The sequence below is a fragment of the Streptomyces sp. NPDC058307 genome, from assembly GCF_042880295.1.
Lineage (GTDB): Bacteria > Actinomycetota > Actinomycetes > Streptomycetales > Streptomycetaceae > Streptomyces.
This window is the reverse complement of sequence record NZ_JBHVYZ010000046.1, coordinates 1-18,786: the sequence shown is the minus strand read 5'-3', so window position 1 is coordinate 18,786 and position 18,786 is coordinate 1. Positions and strand designations below refer to the sequence as shown.

General features: G+C 69.5%; 19 protein-coding genes and 2 pseudogenes. 15 read left to right on the top strand and 6 right to left on the bottom strand.

Going from position 1 to position 18,786, the window contains the following annotated elements:
* The first annotated feature begins 91 nt into the window (after nucleotides 1–91).
* A complete protein-coding gene (locus ACFVYN_RS28480; RefSeq protein WP_390003302.1) occupies nucleotides 92–607 on the top strand; it encodes a PaaI family thioesterase in 516 nt (171 codons plus the stop codon).
* Nucleotides 608–1,052: 445 nt separating this feature from the next.
* Here ACFVYN_RS28480 and ACFVYN_RS28475 read toward each other — a convergent pair whose 3' ends face one another.
* A complete protein-coding gene (locus ACFVYN_RS28475; protein ID WP_356240793.1) occupies nucleotides 1,053–2,204 on the bottom strand; it encodes an acyl-CoA dehydrogenase family protein in 1,152 nt (383 codons plus the stop codon).
* A gap of 160 nt (nucleotides 2,205–2,364) precedes the next feature.
* Between ACFVYN_RS28475 and ACFVYN_RS28470 the strand changes: the two genes are divergently transcribed.
* Nucleotides 2,365–2,796 carry a hypothetical protein gene (locus ACFVYN_RS28470; RefSeq protein ID WP_390003301.1) on the top strand — a complete coding sequence of 144 codons (432 nt, stop codon included), beginning with the start codon at nucleotides 2,365–2,367 and terminating at the stop codon, nucleotides 2,794–2,796.
* Nucleotides 2,797–3,980: 1,184 nt separating this feature from the next.
* On the opposite strand, the gene ACFVYN_RS28465 is transcribed toward ACFVYN_RS28470, so the two are convergent.
* Both ACFVYN_RS28465 and ACFVYN_RS28460 read right to left on the bottom strand, forming a co-directional pair.
* Nucleotides 3,981–4,826 carry an RNA polymerase sigma factor SigF gene (locus ACFVYN_RS28465; protein ID WP_390003299.1) on the bottom strand — a complete coding sequence of 282 codons (846 nt, stop codon included), beginning with the start codon at nucleotides 4,824–4,826 and terminating at the stop codon, nucleotides 3,981–3,983.
* A gap of 180 nt (nucleotides 4,827–5,006) precedes the next feature.
* Complete coding sequence (locus tag ACFVYN_RS28460; RefSeq protein WP_390003297.1) at nucleotides 5,007–5,453, bottom strand: ATP-binding protein; 447 nt, start codon at nucleotides 5,451–5,453, stop codon at nucleotides 5,007–5,009.
* Nucleotides 5,454–5,673: 220 nt separating this feature from the next.
* Between ACFVYN_RS28460 and ACFVYN_RS28455 the strand changes: the two genes are divergently transcribed.
* From ACFVYN_RS28455 to ACFVYN_RS28425, 7 genes are all read left to right on the top strand, one after another.
* Nucleotides 5,674–6,036, top strand: a complete 363-nt coding sequence (locus ACFVYN_RS28455; RefSeq protein WP_390003295.1) for an STAS domain-containing protein — start codon at nucleotides 5,674–5,676, stop codon at nucleotides 6,034–6,036.
* 244 nt (nucleotides 6,037–6,280) lie between these two features.
* The gene (locus tag ACFVYN_RS28450) at nucleotides 6,281–6,451 is read left to right on the top strand and encodes a DUF5670 family protein (RefSeq protein WP_102911389.1); all 171 of its coding nucleotides are present in this window, start codon (nucleotides 6,281–6,283) and stop codon (nucleotides 6,449–6,451) included.
* 166 nt (nucleotides 6,452–6,617) lie between these two features.
* The gene (locus tag ACFVYN_RS28445; RefSeq protein WP_390003292.1) at nucleotides 6,618–6,776 is read left to right on the top strand and encodes a hypothetical protein; all 159 of its coding nucleotides are present in this window, start codon (nucleotides 6,618–6,620) and stop codon (nucleotides 6,774–6,776) included.
* 292 nt (nucleotides 6,777–7,068) lie between these two features.
* Complete coding sequence (locus tag ACFVYN_RS28440) at nucleotides 7,069–8,058, top strand: hypothetical protein (RefSeq protein WP_390003290.1); 990 nt, start codon at nucleotides 7,069–7,071, stop codon at nucleotides 8,056–8,058.
* A gap of 126 nt (nucleotides 8,059–8,184) precedes the next feature.
* Entirely contained in the window at nucleotides 8,185–8,652 is a 468-nt protein-coding gene (locus tag ACFVYN_RS28435) for a hypothetical protein (RefSeq protein ID WP_390003288.1), read from the top strand.
* 229 nt (nucleotides 8,653–8,881) lie between these two features.
* The gene (locus ACFVYN_RS28430; RefSeq protein WP_390003285.1) at nucleotides 8,882–9,466 is read left to right on the top strand and encodes a dihydrofolate reductase family protein; all 585 of its coding nucleotides are present in this window, start codon (nucleotides 8,882–8,884) and stop codon (nucleotides 9,464–9,466) included.
* Nucleotides 9,463–9,876: a VOC family protein gene (locus ACFVYN_RS28425; protein ID WP_390003284.1), complete on the top strand. Its 414-nt coding sequence runs from the start codon at nucleotides 9,463–9,465 to the stop codon at nucleotides 9,874–9,876. Before ACFVYN_RS28430 ends, ACFVYN_RS28425 begins: the two co-directional genes overlap by 4 nt.
* A 115-nt stretch (nucleotides 9,877–9,991) precedes the next feature.
* Here ACFVYN_RS28425 and ACFVYN_RS28420 read toward each other — a convergent pair whose 3' ends face one another.
* A complete protein-coding gene (locus ACFVYN_RS28420; protein WP_390003281.1) occupies nucleotides 9,992–12,184 on the bottom strand; it encodes an MMPL family transporter in 2,193 nt (730 codons plus the stop codon).
* Nucleotides 12,185–12,285: 101 nt separating this feature from the next.
* Here ACFVYN_RS28420 and ACFVYN_RS28415 point away from each other — a divergent pair, with 101 nt between their 5' ends.
* Nucleotides 12,286–12,864 (top strand): TetR/AcrR family transcriptional regulator, encoded by a 579-nt coding sequence (locus ACFVYN_RS28415; RefSeq protein WP_390003278.1) that lies wholly within the window; start codon nucleotides 12,286–12,288, stop codon nucleotides 12,862–12,864.
* A gap of 160 nt (nucleotides 12,865–13,024) precedes the next feature.
* Here ACFVYN_RS28415 and ACFVYN_RS28410 read toward each other — a convergent pair.
* Nucleotides 13,025–13,212: pseudogene (locus ACFVYN_RS28410) on the bottom strand (phosphotransferase); the annotation flags it as partial.
* 269 nt (nucleotides 13,213–13,481) lie between these two features.
* Between ACFVYN_RS28410 and ACFVYN_RS28405 the strand changes: the two are divergent.
* Complete coding sequence (locus tag ACFVYN_RS28405) at nucleotides 13,482–14,252, top strand: type 1 glutamine amidotransferase domain-containing protein (RefSeq protein ID WP_390003276.1); 771 nt, start codon at nucleotides 13,482–13,484, stop codon at nucleotides 14,250–14,252.
* Nucleotides 14,253–14,351: 99 nt separating this feature from the next.
* On the opposite strand, the gene ACFVYN_RS28400 is transcribed toward ACFVYN_RS28405, so the two are convergent.
* Nucleotides 14,352–15,254 (bottom strand): LysR family transcriptional regulator, encoded by a 903-nt coding sequence (locus ACFVYN_RS28400; protein WP_390003275.1) that lies wholly within the window; start codon nucleotides 15,252–15,254, stop codon nucleotides 14,352–14,354.
* A gap of 153 nt (nucleotides 15,255–15,407) precedes the next feature.
* On the opposite strand from ACFVYN_RS28400, the gene ACFVYN_RS28395 reads away from it, so the two are divergent.
* The 4 genes and pseudogenes from ACFVYN_RS28395 to ACFVYN_RS28380 all read left to right on the top strand — a co-directional run bounded on the left by ACFVYN_RS28395 (nucleotide 15,408) and on the right by ACFVYN_RS28380 (nucleotide 18,634).
* Nucleotides 15,408–16,142, top strand: a complete 735-nt coding sequence (locus tag ACFVYN_RS28395) for an SDR family NAD(P)-dependent oxidoreductase (RefSeq protein WP_390003272.1) — start codon at nucleotides 15,408–15,410, stop codon at nucleotides 16,140–16,142.
* 21 nt (nucleotides 16,143–16,163) lie between these two features.
* Nucleotides 16,164–16,787: an NADPH-dependent F420 reductase gene (locus ACFVYN_RS28390; RefSeq protein ID WP_390003270.1), complete on the top strand. Its 624-nt coding sequence runs from the start codon at nucleotides 16,164–16,166 to the stop codon at nucleotides 16,785–16,787.
* A 171-nt stretch (nucleotides 16,788–16,958) separates the two neighbouring features.
* Nucleotides 16,959–17,893: pseudogene (locus tag ACFVYN_RS28385) on the top strand (SDR family oxidoreductase).
* Between the two features lie 81 nt (nucleotides 17,894–17,974).
* Entirely contained in the window at nucleotides 17,975–18,634 is a 660-nt protein-coding gene (locus ACFVYN_RS28380; RefSeq protein ID WP_390003421.1) for an NADPH-dependent F420 reductase, read from the top strand.
* Nucleotides 18,635–18,786 lie beyond the last annotated feature (152 nt).

Below are 18,786 nucleotides of genomic sequence, written 5' to 3'. Positions count from 1 at the left end.
CGAGGTCTGGCCCACCGAGGTCTGCGCCACCGCTTTCTGGCACTTCGACGCCTGACAAGACCTGACAAGACCTGACAAGAGGAGTCACACGATGTCCACGACGCCGTCGAGCGGTCCCTGGGCGGGGGCCGACTTCCAGGAACCGCCCCGGACTCCCGGCGGGGTGGCCCTGTGCGGGGCGTGCCGCGCCGCCGGTTCCTGCCGGCTGGGAGTGGAGCACGAGCGGCTCGACGAGGACGGTTCGGCGCGGTTCGAGCTGTCCTGCCCGCGGGACCAGGAGGGCGGGCCCGATGTGGCGCACGGCGGCTGGACCGCGGCCGTACTGGACGACTGCCTCGGCCATCTGCCGCTGCTGCACCGGGTGTTGAGCGTGACGGCAGAACTGACGGTGAGCTTCGTGAAGCCGGTGCCGGTGCAGCGGCCGCTGGAGGTCCGGGCCTGGGTGGAGAAGCGGGAGGGCAGTCGCTGGTACATCGCGGGCGAGATGCTCCTGTTGCCGACGCGGGCTGTACTGGCCCGGGTCTCCGGGATCTGGGTGACCCGGGACCAGGGCCACTTCGCACGACACCAGGAGTGGCTGGCCGGTCAGGACGGCGAGGGTCAGTAGACGCAGTCGGCGGGCTGGGGCGCCGAGGCCGGCCCGGGATGAACAGCCGGCAGACCGGAACGCCCGGGCTGCGTGGAAGGAACGGCCGACAGGCCGAGGCGGCGGAGCCCAGAAGCAACAGAGGGCAGGCGTCCGGGCGGCGGGTCCAGAAGCAACAACCGGGGGGCCGGGACGGCGACGCCCGGGAGCAACGGCCTGCAGGGCCGGACGGCGAGGCCCAGAAGCAACAACCGGCAGGCCACGCCGGCAAGGGCCGTCCGGAAGGAACAGCCGGCAGGCGTCCGGGCGGCGGCCTCAGAAGCAACAACCGGAAGACCGGGGCGGCGGAGCCCAGAAGCAACAATCAGCAGGCCCGGACGGCGAGACTCAGCAGCAACAGCCAGGAGGCCGCGGCGCCGGGCCCCGCCGCCCGGAAGGAACCGTGGGCAGGCCCGGGCGGCGGGGCTCAGTAGGACCGGAGGCCCATGCTGCGGGCTATGCCGTTGCGCTGGATCTGGCTCGTGCCTCCGGAGATCGTGGCCACGATCGACTCCCGGTACCGGAAGCTCATCACGCTCTCCGTCGAGAATCCGTGCCCGGCGCAGACCTGCATGCCGAGCCGGGCGGCCGCCACGTACGTCTCCGAGCCCTTCAGCTTCGCCATCGACCCTTCCCGTGTGCACGGCTTGCCCTGGGCGAGCAGCCAGGCCGCCCGGTAGGCGAGCAGCCGGGCGGAGTCGATCTCGGTCTGCAGGTCGGCCATGGCGTGCGCGAGGGCCTGGAAGTTGCCGATCGGGCGGCCGAAGGCGTGCCGGTTGCGGGCGTAGTCGAGCATCTCGTCGAGTGTGGCCTGCGCCGCGCCCAGATAGCCCCCGCTGATGATCACTTTCTCCAGCTCGATGTTGGAGAGCATCACCTTCCAGCCCTCGTCGCGCGGGCCGACGAGGTTCTCCTTCGGCACCAGGGCGTCGTTGAAGAAGACCTCGTTGGTACCCAGGATGTGCCGGGCCAGTGTCGGCGTCCGGCGCACGTCGACGCCCTCGGTCGCGGGATCGACGAGCAGCAGGCTGATGCCGCCGTGCTTGGGCTCGCGGGGCCCGGTCCGCACATACGTGGCGATGGTCGTGTCGGGCAGACCACCACCCGTGCACCACGCCTTCTGACCCCGGACGAGGAAATTGTCCCCGTGGTCCTCGGCGGTGGTGCGCAGCGCGGCGGCGTCGGACCCGCTGTCCGGCTCGCTGAGGCCGACGGCGAGCCGATGGCGGCCCGTCATCACCTGCTCGCGGATGAAGTCGCGCTGCGCCTCGCTGCCCCACCGGAACACCGTGATCCCGGGGATGAGGACGCCGATGTAGCACATGGCGACGTCGAAGCTGGCCCGCCCCAGTTCCTCGGCGATCAGGATGAGCTCCAGCGGTCCGCCACCGTCGCCGCCCTCGTCCTCCGCGAACGGGAGCGAGAACCACCCCAGGTCCGCCATCCCCCGGAACAGCTCGGGCGGTACGACGCCCTCCTCGTCCCACTGCTTGGCCTTCTCGGCCGGGCACACGTCGGCGACGAACTTCCGAGCCGTCGCACGCAACAGGTCCTGCTCGTCGGTCAGCCCGAAGTCCACGGATACTCCTCGCCAGCACTGGGGTATTCATCTATCTAATTGTTCTATGTTAGCGGATAAGGCGTGCCGGCAGTACTGCCGCATCACAGCCTCGTGCGCCAAAGGGGGCCCAGGACGGAACGAAGAAGAACGACTCTCCACCCGACGTAGTGTCAGGTCCATGGTGTCCTTGTTCGCGTTGCTCGGTCCTCCCGCGATCACGATCTTCGTCTTCGCGGCCGGAGCACTCCCCTACGCGGTGTGGGTGACGAGGAAGAAGCCCTCGCTGCCCGCCCGCTGGGCCGTGATCGGCAGCGCGGCAACCATCGCCGCCTACGGGGCCGGAACCGTCTACGGGCTCGCTTTCACGAACCCGCTCGACGTGTGCGGGTCCAGGACCGGCAACGGCGTGTATATGGATGCCGGGCGGGACTACAGCCTGACATCGGTGAACGTGGACGCCTTCCCTCCGTCCGTCACCTGTCACTGGACCAGCGGCCACAGCACCGAAGAGGTGTGGTTCTGGGCCACACTCCTGCTGTACGCGGGCATGGCCTGCTCGGTCATCTGCCTCGCCCTGCTTCTCCGCAACCGAATGCGAAGGCCCGCGTGAGCCCGTGAGCTGACCGCGAGGACGTCCGAAGTGAGATGCCGGCCGTGCCGACGGGCCGGGTGCAGGAGGGTGTGGATGAGCCCGGCTGCCGATGCCTCGCCCCTGGAAGCCGGGGTGGAGTCCGATCCGGGCAAGGTAGATCTCCGCAGGCTGGTACTCGACGCTCGAAGACCATCACAAGGGCGGCGGCGCCCGAGCCCGTGCCGCGGTTGGCCTTGGTCCGCAGCCGGACAGTGGAGAAGGCAGGCTCTACGAGGTTCGTGCTCCGCCGGTGGCCCCCGTGCTCGGCCGGGAATCGCAGAACACCAGCCGCTCCTCCTGATCACCGGTGACTTCTAGACGGCCCGGAAGTACTTCGCGCCTCGGAGCTGGGGCGAACACGGAGGCGAGCGCCATCGGCCACCGCACGATCGAGCACCTGCACACGCTGCTCTTGGCGACCTCACGGCACGAGACGGAGATACGGCGCCGCGTGGCCGCCGTACGGATCGACCCGCGCGACCGGGCGATGCAAGGCTACGACCGGGACCGGGCGGACGCCCCCTTCCGGAGTCTGGCGGTCGGCGGGACCGCCCTCGTCCTCACGCTCGGCGTGCACCGCACGCTGGAGCTGCCCGACGAGGTCCCGTCCCGGGCCCAGGAGTGGAAGTACCTTCCCGCATGGCAGACGGAGGGCTCGCCGGATCAGCCGGCGACCCTGACCGGCGGGGCGCACTCCCGAGCAGGCCCGGCAGGTCCCCCAGAACTTCGCACCCCGGCTCCGGCTGGTGAGCGAGCTGCACGGCGCGGGTGTGCGTACGGCAGCGGGCGCCGACACGCGCACGGGGTGCGTGGTCCCGGGCTTCGCCCTCCTCGACGAGCCGGCGCTGCTCGTGACGGCCGGCCCCATCCCGGCCGAGGCCCTGCGCGCGGCCACGCAGGACACGGCCCGCACCCTCGGTCTGTCCGCCGTCGGCACCGTGGCCCGTGAACAGGCCCCCGCCGCCCGGGGAGGGGGCGGCCATGACGGGCTGCGGCCGCCCCGGACACCCCTGGCGCCGCCCGGGGCGGCCTGGCCGACGAGAGGTGCCGGCCACAGCTCACAGACGCGCTGCTACGGCGGCGAGTGTCCGTCGGGGTGCCATCACACCGGGATACCTTCAGCTGACCGACTCGACAGGCATCTCCAGCAACGGGAGCAGGTGTCAGCGGGTCGTGAGCATCCCTTCACGCAGTCGGGCAAGGGTGCGGGACAGGAGCCGGGAGACGTGCATCTGGGAGACGCCCAGGCGTTCGCCGATCTGCCCCTGGGTGAGTTCCTCGACGAACCGCATGTGGATGAGCTGCCGCTCACGCTCGTCGAGTCCCGCGATCAGCGGGGCAAGGGCGTGGAAGTCCTCCACCAGCTCCAGGTCCGTGTCCTGGGTGCCGATGAAGTCCTGCAGAGCGGCTTCGCCCTCCTCGCTGCCGCTGATCGTGGCGTCCAGGGAGGCGGAGTTGTAGCCGTTGGCGGCCAGCCGGGCCTCGCGGACCTCGTCCTCGGGCAGGCTCATCAGCTCGGACAGTTCCTTGACCGTGGGGGTCCGGCCCAGTCGGCTGCGCAGTTCCTCGGTGGCGCGGGCCAGCTGGACCCGGGCTTCCTGCAGCCGGCGCGGAACGTGCACGGCCCAGGTGGTGTCGCGGAAGAACCGCTTGATCTCCCCCACGATGTAGGGGATGGCGAACGAGGTGAACTCCACCTCCCGGGACAGCTCGAAGCGGTCGATCGCCTTGATGAGCCCGATCATGCCGACCTGGACGATGTCCTCCATCTCCTCCGGCCCGCGGCTGCGGAACCGGCCGGCCGCGAAGCGGACCAGGGACATGTTCATCTCGATCAGCGTGTTCCGGGCGTACTGATACTCCGGGGTGCCTTCCTCCAGCGTGGCCAGCTGCTGGAAGAACAGCTTCGAGAGTTCCCGGGCGTCCTTGGGCGCCACCCGGGACGGATCAGCGACCTCCGGCAGCTCGTCCGTCCGCGTCCGTGCTGCCACCATGCTCCTGGTCGCCATGCTGTTCCCCTCCCAGGTCGATCCCGCCGCCACGGCCGGCCGAGCGGCCGACGACGCTCCGCCTACCCCGACATCCTGCACCCACTCCTTCATTTTCTCCAACGGCCAATAGGTCGGCCAATACGTCGGCCAATACGTCTGCCACTCCGTCGGCCATTACGTCAGCCATTACGTCGGCCACTACTGAGGTCGGCGTCCTGTGATGGCACCGCCCAGGTCGTCGGGCAGCGCGATGCGGGCCGTGATGCGTTTGCCGACCGGCTCCCGCTGCGCTTCGAAGCCCTGTGCGACGGCCATGACGATCTCCAGGCCGTGCTGCCCGACTCTGCCCGCATCGGCGGCCCGGGCCACCGGCAGGACCGGATCGCTGTCCCACACGACCACTTCCACCACGGCGCCGACGATCCGCAACTCCATCAGCACCGGCCCCGGAGCGTACTTGCGGGCGTTGGTGACCAGCTCGCTGACCACCAGCTGCGTCAGGTCCATCACGCGTGCGGAGACCGGCAGGCCGTGCTCCGCCTGGACACGGGCAAGGAAATCCACCGCCCGGTGACGTGCTTCGGCGATGCAGGATCCGTCACCGTCCAGGGCAACGGTGTCCTGTATCACAGGCGCACCGGGCATCACGCCGCCCTCACCATCGGGGACTGATTTCGCTGGGTCCACCCTTGTTCCTCCCCCCGTTCACACGCCTGCGCCTACCCGGCACCACGCCTCACATGTCCCGTGAGGACTGAGCAATGGGCCGCACACGAGTTCGCCGTAGCATCGGGCACAGTATCGGCGCACAATCGTGTCGGTGCCTTGAGCCCCCCCATCAGTGAGAGCAGTCGGCGAGGACACGGTGACAGACACCCATGGAGCAGGGCCCGGCCGGCTGTCGATCGGCCACACCGCCGTCGACGGTATCCCTGTGGTCACCGTGCGCGGCGAGATCGACCACACCGTCAAGGACATGCTGAGCCAGGCCCTGCTCTCCCACGACGGCGCGACGCCGCCGCGGACCGTCGTGGACCTGAGCGGTGTGACGTTCATGGACTCCAGCGGCATCAACGTCCTCGTCGCCGCCCACAAGAGCATGAGCGACGCTCACGGGTGGCTGCGCCTGGCCGCCCCCCAGGCATCGGTGCTGCGGCTGATCGAGCTCGTCGGCCTTGACCAGGTGATTTCCTGTCATCCCACCGTCGAGCAGGCACTGACCGCCTGACCCGAGCCGTGCTACCCGCTTCATGGTCCGGGACACCCTGCCGACGTGAGCGCCGCCGCACAGCTCCTGCCGGACGGCACCGCATGCTGGTCGACGGCCACTCTGCGTTCGACCCGGCCCGGTGGCGAGGTGAACACCGTGAAGAAACTGAGTCCACTGCCCGCAAGATCAGTGAAGAAACCAGGGAAATCGACCGCGTGTTCCTGCATTTGCCGGGCACGAGGAGCGACGGAGGTTGATAACTATGGTTCCCCTGCTTCTCGTTCTTCTTCTGGCACTGGTCCTCTTCGGCGCGGGCTTCGCGCTGAAGGCACTGTGGTGGATCGCCGTCATCGTCCTGGTCGTCTGGCTGCTGGGCTTCGTGATGCGCTCCGCGGACACAGGCGGCCGCAAGGGCCGTTGGTATCGCTGGTAATCCCCACCTGTCAGTGACATGCCTGTGGGCTCCGGATGCATCCGGAGCCCACAGGCATGTCAGGACTGCGCGCTGGAGCGGATGAGCCGGCCGGGTGCCGAGGAATGGCACAAGGGCCTCTCGGCAACAGCAACGGCATCCGCTGCCGGTGCCGGTGCCGGGATGGTTGAAGGACCGGAACGGCCGCCCGGAGGGCTACTGCCGCCCGAAGATGATCAACACGGTGCGCTACCTCGCCGACTACGGCACCCAGTGGCCGTCGATACACAGCCTCGGCGGACGCAACCCCGGCCGCCCCGCGGACGACGACCCAAGGTACCGGTGAACACGGCGACGGCCCGGCCGTCGCCGTCGGATCTGAATCCAGCCGGCCCGGTTTCTTGGCCCGGTGTCTTGGTCGGCAAGTCCTGGACGGTTCTCCTCCCTCTCCCCACTTGCCTGCATCTCGCCACCCGAAGAAGCCGGTCGGCGTGCAGAGAAGACGGTTCGCGCGCCGACCTCGTATGACCGCCGGCGCGAGAAAGAATCCTCGGCCCGAGGGTCATACAAACGTGCCCGCCGGAGCGTCAACGGCTCGTAAGGACAAGCCAGTTGGACCTCGCCCCGGGAGCATGCCGATGAAGCGCACCGACGCCACACGCCGGACGGTGATATCGAGTGGACGCAGCACGCGGCGCGCGATCACCGCGGCGGGCGCGATCGCCGCGCTGGCTTCGCTCGTCCTGACCGGTTGCATGGCGGACACCGACGCGGTCCACCGCACCTCGCCGGCTGTGAGGGCCGATGCCACCACGGCCGGCGAGAAGCTCACCTACGCCCAGGACCTGCGGATCTCCGACGCCGAGCAGCACCTGATCACGAGCTGCATGAGGAAGCAGGGTTTCCGCTACTGGGAGGAGAAGCCGCTGAGCCTGGCGGAGAGCCGGCCGGTCGGCTACGTCCAGGACGACGTCGACTGGGCGCGCAGCCACGGCTACGGCAGCCGGATCATGGCGAAGGAGGACCGAGCCCGCCTGCGCAACCCCAACATCGCCTACCGCAAGTCCCTTTCCCGCTCGCGCCAGAGGGCCTACGACATCGCGATGGACGGCGACCGGGACGCCGTAGTGCTGAAGTCGCGGACGCCGTCCGGCGGCACGATCACCAAGCAGTCCGGCGGCTGCGTCGGGCAGGCCGAGAAGACGCTGTACGGCGATCCGGCGGCATGGTTCCGCGCCGACGTGACCGTCAGCAACCTGCGCCCCCTGTACGTGGGCAAGCTGCTGGGCGACAAGGAGTTCAAGAGCGCGGTGGGTTCCTGGTCGCGCTGTATGAGCGAGGCGGGCCACCCCTTCCCCGACCCCGACGCGGCCCGCCGGTCCACGCGCGAGCACAGTGCGGAGCAGACCCGGGCCGAGGAGGCCAGGACCTTCGCGAACGAGATCCGGATCGCGGTCGCCGACGCCACCTGCGCCCGTTCCGTCTCCCTGCGCTCGATCGGCGAGCGGCGCGAGGCCCATTACGTCGGCGAACTGACCGGAAAGTACGGCCACGCCCTCGACGCCCACCTGCGGATGCAGCGGCAGGCCCTCACCCGCGCCGAGCGCACCGTGCCCGCCCGCACCTGACCGGGCAGCGCCGGCCCCAGAAACTTCCGTGACCCGGAGTCACGGACTGACCCCGCGACGACGCTCGCGGATCGTCACACCACCACCCACGCCTCCCAAGAGGCGGAAGCAGAACAGGAATCCGTCATGCGCAAACTCACCGTCTCCCTCGCCACCCTGGGCATCGCGGCCCTCGGCATCGCCATCCCGGCCACCGCCCACGCGGGCCCCGGCTGCAACGCCAACTGGAACGCGCACGGCCGTGACGGTGACGTCCGCGCCTGGGACGGCACCGACTGCGGCGGGGAACTCCTCGGCGTCACTCCCGGCAACGACCCCGAGTGGGGCGACGGCGCCGGCGCCTTCCAGGGCAATGACGTCAACCGCGCCTCGTCCGTCATGAACAGCGGATTCGTCGGCGGCAAGGACGTCGTCGCCTTCTACTGGCTCGCGAACTACAAGGACACGGCATACGGCTGCCTCCAGCCGGGCGAGAAGTACGTGGACGACCTCAGCCGGAACAGCTACACCAACAACGTGAACATGAACAACTCGATCGAGTCGCACGCCTGGGTGACCGCGAGCGCCTGTGCCCCGGGCTCCTTCATCAGCTGAAGCCCCTTGTACAGCCGTAGTTGTCCTGTCCGGTCACGGCCCGTCGGCATCGCGTCGACGGGCCGTGCCGTCATGCGCGGATCGGTGCCGGTGTCCCGGGCAACCTGACGCCTGCGTGTCCGGCCGATGAGATTGCCGGTTGTCCGAAGTCTTCCTTGTGACATGCCCGCCCCGCCGACTGATCAGGAAGCGGCGGGCCCGGTGTCACGGAGGAGAGACGGAGGCCAGGATGCACCAACCCATTCGGCTGTACATGTCGATGTCGCTCGACGGCTACATCGCCGGGCCGGACGACCGGCCGGGTCAGGAGCTCGGACGTGACGGCGGTCGGCTTTTCGACTGGCTCGACGACCGGGAATCCGACGGTCCGAGCGGCCAGGTCTACCGTGAAGCGCTGGCGACCGGCGCGGTGATCTCCGGGCGGCGGACCTTCGAACTCGCCGGGCGCTGGCAGGGCGACCACCACGACGGCGTACCGATCCTCGTCCTCACCCACCAGGTGGATGACGGGGACGTGCCACCCGGGCACGCGCGTTTCGTCACCGACGTCGAGGAATGCGCCCGTCAGGCGCGCGCCGCCGCCGGGGGCCGGCCGGTCATGGTCCACGGGGCCGGGGCGGCCCAAGCGCTTCTCCGAGCCGGGCAGATGGACGAGATGGAGATCCACCTGGTGCAGGTTCTTCTCGGGGGCGGTCGACGCCTGTTCGACCACCTCGGTGGTGATCACATCGAACTCGACCTCGTCCGACGGCTCGAGGACCGGGACGTCACACACCTCCGCTACCGGGTGCGCCGACCCGAGCAGGCCGCATGAAGACGCTCTTCGTCGCCTACCGCGTCACCGATCTGGATCGCTCGCTGCGTTTCTACACCGCCTTGGGCTACGGCGAGCTGGGCAGGGTCGATGTCGGTGACGGGTGCCGCCTCGTGATCCTCAGGTTCCCCGGCGAACCGGCGGCCTCCCTCGAACTGGTCCACCGTCCCGCCGACGGACCGGTCGACGTGGGCAGCGGAATCGACCACCTCGCGATCCAGGTGGACACGCTGACGGCCACCCTGAAGACACTGACAGAAGCCGGACTGGAGCCGGAGCCCGTCCGGCTTCCGGGCGGCCCTCACGGTCCGAAGACATCGTGGCTCACGGACCCGGACGGTTACCGGATCGAGCTGGTGGAATGGCCGTCGGGACATCCCGACGGCATCACCGCAGCGGACTTCTCGTGAGGTGGCCACGGTGAGCGGGGACGCCCCGAAGGCTTCCTGCGAGAACACGGCGGCGCAAAGTGGGCGACGGCCACCCGCACAAGGCCGTTGAGCGCGCCGCCGACGTCGCTGCCGCTCAGTGCGTGGTGACCGGATGCCGGTCCGCTGTCTGCCGGTCCGCCGCGGCTCGGGGCGGGAGCTTGGCGCCCTCGATGTCGACGTCCGGTGTGATGCGGTCGAGTGGCCCGGGCAGGCCCCAGGCACGGCGGCCGAGAAGGGCCATGACAGCGGGGACGAGCGTCATGCGGACCACGAACGCGTCGATGAGGACGCCGAAGGCGAGGGCGAAGCCGATCGACTTGATGATCGGGTCGTTGTTGAAGACGAACCCGCCGAAGACCGCGGCCATGATCAGCGCGGCGGCGCTCACCACCCGTCCGCTGCTGGCCACACCTCGTGTGACGGCTCCGGCCGCGTCCCCGGTGTGCTCGTAGTGCTCACGCATCCGGCTGACGAGGAACACCTCGTAGTCCATGGCGAGTCCGAACAGCACGCCGATCAGCAGCACGGGGAGGAAGCTGGTCACCGGGCCGGCGGAGGGGATGTCGAGCAGGCCGTTCAGATGCCCCTGCTGGAAGACCCAGACCGTGGCGCCGAGCGACGCGGCGATCGACAGCAGGAAGCCGAGGGCCGCCTTGAGCGGGACCAGGAGTGAGCGGAAGGCGATGGTCAGCAGGATCAGCGCGAGGATCACGATGATCGCCACGAACAAGGGGAGGGCGTCGGAGAGTTTGCCGGAGACGTCGATGCCCGCAGCGGTCGCGCCGGCAATGTAGAGGGTGCCGCCGGCCTTCGCCACCTCGGGGGCGTCCGCGCGCAGGCGGTGCACCAGGTCGGTGGTGGCCCGGGCGTCGGGGCCGGTCTTCGGGACGACGGCTACGACGGTGAGACCGGCGTCGGCGTTCGACACGGGCTGGGCCACGGCGGCGACGCCGGGGTCGGCGGCCAGTGTCCTGCGCAGCTCGGTCACGGTGGTGGTGCGCTCGCACGCGGGGATCCCTTCGCTGTCGACGACTGCGGTGAGGGTGGCGTTGAAGCCGGGCCCGAAGCCCTCGCTCAGCAGGTCGTAGCTCTTGTGCTGGGTGGTGTCGGCGGGCTGCGAGGCGAAGCTGGGCAGCCCCAGGCGCAGGTCACGGGCCGGGACCGCCAGGGCGAGCAGTCCGATGACGCCGGCAAGGACAACGAGCAGCGGCTTGCGGGTGACGGCACGGGCCCAGGCCAGCCCCCAGGCGCCGGGGGCGCGTTCCTTCGTACGGCGGGCCCGCGGACGCAGCCGTTCTCCGAACAGGGCGAGCACGGCAGGTACGAGGCTGACGGCGACCAGGACCGCGAGCAGCACGGTGGCCGCGGCAGCCAGGCCCATCACCGTCAGGAACGGGATGCCGGTGACCGCCAGCGCCGCCAGGGCGATGATCACGGTCGCGCCGGCGAAGACGACCGCACCGCCGGCGGTGGCCACCGCACGTGCGATGGAGTCCTCCACGTCCTGTTCCGGGTCGGCGAGTTGCTCGCGATGCCGGGAGATGATGAACAGGGCGTAGTCGATGCCGACGGCCAGGCCGATCATGAGGGCCAGCACGGTGGCCGTGTTCGTCATCTCCACGAAGCGGGAGGCGAACTGCACGCCCAGGACGCCGATCGCCACGCCCACCAGTGCCGTCAGCAACGGCAGTCCGGCCGCTACCAGGGAACTGAGGGCGAAGGCCAGCACGGCGAAGGCGGCCACGACGCCGACGATCTCCGCGGGGCCGCCGACTTCGGTCACGGGCTGCATCGCCGAGCCGCCGAACTCGACCTCCAGGCCCGCGCTTTCAGCGGGAGCCATCGCCTCGGACAGGGCGTCCTTCGCGCTCTGCGGGACCTTGGCGGCCTCGTCCTTGAACTGGACGTCCGCGTAGCCGATGCGCCCGCCGGGCGCGATCGCGCGGGCCTGTACCGGGTCGGTGACGCGGATGACGCCGGCTATGCCGGTCGCCTTCTCCAGGCTCGCCCCCATGGCCTTCCGAGCCGTGGGATCGGTGAGCTGCGAGCCCTTGGGAGCTGCGAAGACGACTCGGGCCGTGCCGCCGGAAGCCTCGGGGAACTTCTGCTCCAGCAGGTCCTGGGCCCGCTGGGACTCGATACCGGGAACGGTGAACTGGGTGGTGACCTTCCCGTGCAGGGTGATCCCGAGGCCACCGACCACGGCGAGCAGCAGCAGCCAGACCGCGACAACCCGACCGCGGCGGCGTGCGGCCCAACGTGCCCAGGCGTAGAGGCGTGAGGCCATGTCCGCTTCATCTCCCTTGTCTTGATCAGCAGAACAAGTCTGCACTCTAGAGTATTTTTACATCTGACTGCAAACTTGCCTTGGATGCTACATTACTGCCCATGACGACTGAAGGTCTGCGGGAACGGAGCAAGGCCCGGCGGAGGGATGCGATCCTGCGGGCGGCGTACGAGCTGTTCGCCGAGCGCGGTTTCGAGGCGACGACGATCGCGGACATCGCCGAGCGCGCCGAGGTGTCGGCCCGCACTGTCACGCTGTACTTCCCGTCGAAGCTGGAGTTGGCGCTCGCGCAGTCCGCGGCGATGGCGGACCGGCTCGCGGTGGCGCTGCGGGAGCGGCGAGTCGGCCGGCGGGCGGTGGACGCGCTGGAGGACTGGGTGCGTGAGGAGCTCGCCCAGCCGAGCGAGCTCGACGACCTGGCGGAGCGGATGCTCGATCTGAACCCGCAGCTCAAGGCCGTCGCCAACGCGCGTATCGCGGATGTCGTGGAGGAGGGCGCCCGCCTGCTCGCGGAGGAGCAGGGCAGCGCTCCGAGTGACTTCGGCCCCCGGATGGCGGCCGCCGCGGCGGCCGCCGTCGTCAGCGAGTTGTGCCACCGCCACGACGCGTCCGACATCGACGCGGCGATGGCCTTCCTGCGCGCGGGCCTCAGCACGCTGCCCGGTACGCAAACGGAGTGACGGCTGCCACCCGCGGCGGCTGCGTCTCCGGGACGGCGCCTGCCGAGCGCCGGCCCACGGGGCCGGCCCGCCGCCGGTCATGGAGCCGTACCGGTCCCTCCCCAGCGGTGTCCTGATCGACCGCGCTGCCGATCCTCACCCGAGCCGATCGTTTCCTGGGACCCGCCAGTTCGACGACGGCCTTGGCCGAGTCGGCCAGCGCCTCCACGGTCGCCACCTCGCCGTCCAGCCGGCGGGATACCGCCCACGACCACGGACAACCGGGTGGGGGGCGAGCCGAGGCGGTCACTCGGACTCCTTCCGCGCCTGTCCGATGGCCCCGGCGTGGCGCGGCAGCCGGACCGACAGCAGGGGAGATCGGCCCACTGGCGAAACCGGTCGCCCTGACCGGCGAACTCTCCCTCCGCGACCAGATGGCGGCCGTCGTCCTGGCTTACCGGAGCGGACTGGTACGTCCTGGCGGATGACACGGTCGGACGTCCGGGATGACTTCCGACGACCTCGTTGATCCCTAGCTTCAGGGCACGTCGAGCATGCGGGAGTTCCTCACCGCCCCGGCTCACCGGCGTCGTCGCTCCAACGCGCACGCAGGGCACAACGAAAGGCAAGGCCCCGACATGGCAACCGAAGACACCGCGGCGACGCCCGAGCACCGCGTGCAGGTGGACCTCGTCTCGTCCACGCCCAAGAATGTGCTGATCGTCGTCTCGAACCCGGCCACGTCCACGCTCGGCTGGCCGGTGGGTTTCTGGGGGGCCGAGCTGACGCACCCGTACTACGAGCTGACCGAGCGCGGCGTCAAGGTGACGATCGCGAGCCCGGCGGGTGGCAAGGTCGAGATGGACCCGATCAGCGATCCCCGCGACCCGTCGAAGTGGTCCGCGGACGATCTGATCACCCTGGGGTTCGTCCACACACCCGAGCTGATGGCACTGCTGGAGAACACGCCGGCCCTCGCCGACCTGGCCCCGGACGACTACGACGCGATCATGGTCGCCGGCGGTCTCGGCCCGATGTTCACCTTCCGCGGCCACCCGGAGCTCGAAGACACGATCCGGAGCTTCTACGAGTCGGAGAAGCCCACAGCGGTCTACTGCCATGGCACAGCCGCACTGGTCGACCTCAGGCTCTCCGACGGCTCCTACCTCGTCGAGGGAAAGACCGTCACCGGCTTTGCCAACATCGAGGAGGCCTTCAACGACGCGGCCGTCGGACAGCAGGTGACCCCTTGGCGGGTCGAGGACGAACTCAGGGAACGCGGAGCCAACTACATCCAGGGCGGTCTCTTCAAGGCGTTCGCCGTACGCGACGGCAGACTGATCACCGGTCAGCAGCAGTACTCGGCACGCAAGGTCGCACAGCTCGTGATCGAGGCACTCGGAGTCTGAGTCTGACGCACGGACCCGAAGCGAGCTGCAGCTTCCTCGCGGAATTGGTAGAGAATTCCCTTGGTTAATTCAACGAGTCAGTCGGACTGCTCAATCGCGCTATGAAATGGCATCGCTTCCAACCTGCCACATTTCATAGTTCCCACATTCTGCCGTGATCTCGGCCGCCGCCTGAGCCGCGGCGAAGAAGTCGTCGACCACCGGTGAGGTGCGCGATGCCGCCGCCGCGAGGCACACCTGGTCGGGCGCCAGATCCGGGATGGGCACGTACGCGACCTCCGGATGCGAGTAGAACACGGACGCCGAACGGGCCAGGAACGAGATGCCCCGGCCGGCCGCGACATGCTCGAGCGTCTCGTCCACCCCGCGCACCGCGTACCCGGCGTTGGGGTGCGGGCGCCTGGTGGGCTGTGTACTCGGGTCGGCGTGCCAGAGCAGCGGTTCGCCGGCCAGGTCGGCCTCGGTGACCTCCTCCTTGCCGGCCAGACGGTGGCCCGCGGGCAGCACCGCCACCCTCGGCTCGGTGTACAGCGGGGTCACGCGCAGGCCGGTCTCGTCGATGGGCAGCCGCACATAGGCGACCTCGACGCGGCCGTCGAGCAGCATCGCGGCCTGGTCGTCCGATTCGATCCGCTGCACGTCCACGACCACGTCCGGGTGCCGGGCCTCGAACGCCCGCGCCGCCGGGATGACCGGGATGCCGGCCCGGAAACCGACCATCAGCCGCCGGCTGCCACGGGCTGCCACGGACACCCGGCGGCGGACCGCGTGGGCGGAGGCGAGCAGCGGGCCGACGTCGGCCAGCAGCTGTCGGCCCGCGTCGGTCAGCGCTACGCCGTGGCGATCCCTGGTGAACAGCGGGGCGCCGAGATCCTGCTCGAGCGCGCGGATCTGCCGACTGAGCACCGGCTGCGCGATATGCAGCTCATCGGCGGCGCGGCCGAAGTGCAACTGGTCGGCCACGGCGGCGAAGTAACGCAACTTGCGCAGGTCCAGATCCATGGAGTCCGTCTCCCAGTCGGTGATGTCTTCAGGGTATCACCACGGTTAAAAGAGGTCTTGGACACCCGCTCAGGACAATGGCAACCTGAATAGTGGCTATTGAGGCCGAAGCAAATTCGGCGCAACAATTCGACACTATTCAACGGAGTTATTGTGGGAAAGCTCGATGGCAAAGCAGCGGTGATCACCGGCGCATCCACCGGCTTGGCACTGGCCGGCGCCAAACTGTTCGTCGAGGAAGGAGCGCACGTCTTCATCCAGGCCCGGCGGCAGGAAGCACTGGACGAAGCGGTCAAGCTGATCGGCCGCAACGTCACCGCCGTCCAGGGTGACGCGGCCGATCTGGACGACCTGGACCGCCTGTACGACACCGTCAAGCGGGAAAAGGGCTCGATCGACGTGGTGTGGGCCAGCGCCGGAATGGGCGAACCCGCCGTCCTCGGCGAGATCACCGAGGACCAGTTCCACCGCGCCTTCTCGCTCAACGCGCGCGGCACCCTGTTCACCGTTCAGAAGGCACTGCCGCTGATGAACGACAACGGCTCGATCCTCATGACCGGATCCAATGCCTCCCTCGGCGCCTTCCCCGGCTGGAGCCTTTATGCGGGAAGCAAGGCCGTTCAGCAGGCCTGGGCCCGCGTCTGGCTCAACGAACTGCGCGACCGCAAGATCCGGGTCAATGTCCTGACCCCCGGCCAGGTCGCCACCGCCAAGCAGGAAGAACTGTTCGACGAGGCGACCAGGGCCCAATTCGAGTCCCTCATTCCCCGCGGAAAGATGGGCCGCCCCGAGGAAATCGCCACCATCGCGCTGTTCCTCGCCTCGGACGACTCCAGTTACGTCAACGGCCTGGAACTGGTCGCCGACGGCGGCACCACCGCCATCTGAACTGGAAAGAGAGCACCTCTCATGAGCAGCATCACCCTTATCGGTACGGGGAACATGGCCCGCGCCATCGGCACACTCGCGATCGCAGGCGGCAACACCGTCGAGGTCATGGGACGCGATCAGTCCAAGGCCGATGACCTGGCCAAGGCTCTGGGCGGCGGCGCGACGACGGGCACGTGGGGCGCCGTCCCGGCCGGGGACATCGTCATCACGGCCCTGTTGGCCGACGGTGTCGTCCCGGTCGTCGCCGAGTACGCAGACGCCCTCGCCGGCAAGGTCATCGTCGACATCAGCAACCCCTTCAACGCCACGTTCGACGGACTGGCCCACAGCGAGGAGACCTCGGTCGCGCAGGAAGCCGCCAAGGTGGCCCCGGCCGGCGCCAGCGTGGTGAAGGCCTTCAACACCATCTTCCGTAACGTCCTGGGGAACGGCCGGCCCAACGTCTTCATGGCCGGCGACGATGAGCAGGCCAAGGCGGACGTGGCGGCATTCGTCGAGAGCCTCGGGCTGCGCCCGCGGGACGTCGGCGGCCTGAGGATGGCGCACTGGCTGGAAGGAATGGGTCTGGTAACGGTGGGCCTGGCCGGCAACGGCGTCGGCCACTGGGACTTCGCCCTGGGCGTCGACGAATTCAAGGACTGAGCCTCCCGGATACTCCGGTTCGACGGGCTGCCGGCCGCCGCGCTCGGCGACGGCCGGCCCTTTGGGAACGGCCGGCGCCGCCCTCGACGGAGACATCGTTGTCCTCGCGGTGCCGTAGAGCGCACCCGCACCACCCCTACCCGCACCACATCATTCACAAGGAGCAGTAGCGTGCGCGTTTTCGTCACTGGCGGGACCGGCCATTCCGGTTCGTACATCGTTCCCGAACTCATCGCCGCGGGGCACGAGGTCACCGGCCTGGCCCGGTCGGACACGGCCGCGGCAGCGCTGTCCGCGCTCGGCGCGAAGGTGCGTCGCGGGGAACTGGAGGACCTCGACGGGCTCAAGGAGGCGGCCGCGGACTCCGACGGCGTCATCCACGTCGCACACAGGCAAGACCTGCTTCCCTCCGGCGGCTTCGACGCCGTGGCCGCCGCGGAGGTCCCGATCATGCTCGCGTACGGCGAGGCCCTCGCGGGAACCGGAAAGCCGCTGGTCGCGGCGGGGAGCATAGGATCGCCCGGGAACCTGGGCCGGCCGGCCACCGAGGACGACCCGGCCCTTCCCGGCGGCGATGAGTACAAGGGCACCCTGCGGGTCCGCAACGTCGTGGAAACCACCGTGATCGGCCTCGCCGAGCAGGGAGTGCGCTCTTCGATCGTGCGGATCGCCAACATCGCGCACAGCACGACCGATCGGGCCGGCTTCCTCCCCATACTGATCGGGCTCGCGAAGGAGAAGGGCTTCATCGGCTACCCCGGAGACGGCGCGAACCTGTGGAACGCCGTGCACGTCCGCGATGTCGCCTCCTTGTTCCGCCTGGCGCTGGAGAAGGGGCCGGCCGGCAAGTACTGGCACGCGGTCGGGGAAGGTGGCATCCCGTTCGCGAGATCGCCGAGGCCATTGGCAGCCGCCTGGGCGTGCCCGCCGTGAGCATTCCCGCGGACGTACTCATGGTGCCGGGATACTTCGGCTTCCTCGCGAACATCGTCACGCAGAGCTACCCGGCGTCCAACCTCATCACCCGCCACACCCTCGGCTGGGAACCCGCTCAGCCCGGCCTGCTCGCCGGTCTGGACAACGGCCACTACTTCTCCGCCGACTGACGGCAGGAACCCGGATCGCAATGATTCCGGCAAATGCCAAGGCTTCGGCTCTTCCGGAGGGACGCTGAGGACATGACGACAGTGGGATTCATCGGAAGCGGACACATCGGCAGTACCGTCGCGCGGCTCGCCGTCGAGGCCGGGCACCAGGTCGTGCTCAGCAACTCCCGTGGTCCCGAAACGCTCGCGGACACGGTCGCGGAACTGGGGCCGCGGGCGTCGGCGGCGACGAGCGGGGAGGCCGCGGCGGCCGGTGACATCGTCGTGGTCACGGTGCCGGTCAAGGCATTCCCCGACCTGCCCGCCGCGCAACTGGCCGGGAAGACGGTCATCGACACGTGCAACTACGGTCCCGAGCGTGACGGACACATCCCCGAGCTCGACAACGGGTCCCTCACCTCGAGCGAACTGCTGCTGCGGTACATCCCGGACGCCCTGGTCGTGAAGGCGTTCAACAACATCTTCTTCAAGCACCTGCTGTCACTCACCCGCCCGGCGGGGGCGGCCGACCGCTCCTACCTGCCGATCGCCGGGGACTCGGCGTCGGCGAAGGCGGCGGTGACCGCATTCATCGAGTCCATCGGGTACGGCGTCGTGGACGCGGGAGCGCTGGCCGACGGCTGGCGGCAGGCGACGGGGACGCCGGTGTGGGGGACCCCGTACGGGCCGTACTCGGTTGAGAAGGGGCAGTCGGTCGGCGAGGACGCCATCCGCGCGGCACTGGCCACCGCAACGCGATAGCCGCACGTTGACGCGGGCCGCGCTGTGGGTCCGGCCGTGTCGTGGGGGCCCCCCCCCCCCGGGGGGGGGGGGGCCCGGCGCCCGCCCCCCCCGCGCCGCCCCCGCCGGGGGGGGGGGGGGGTGTGTGGTTAGCAGGGTGGGAGTTGGTGGGG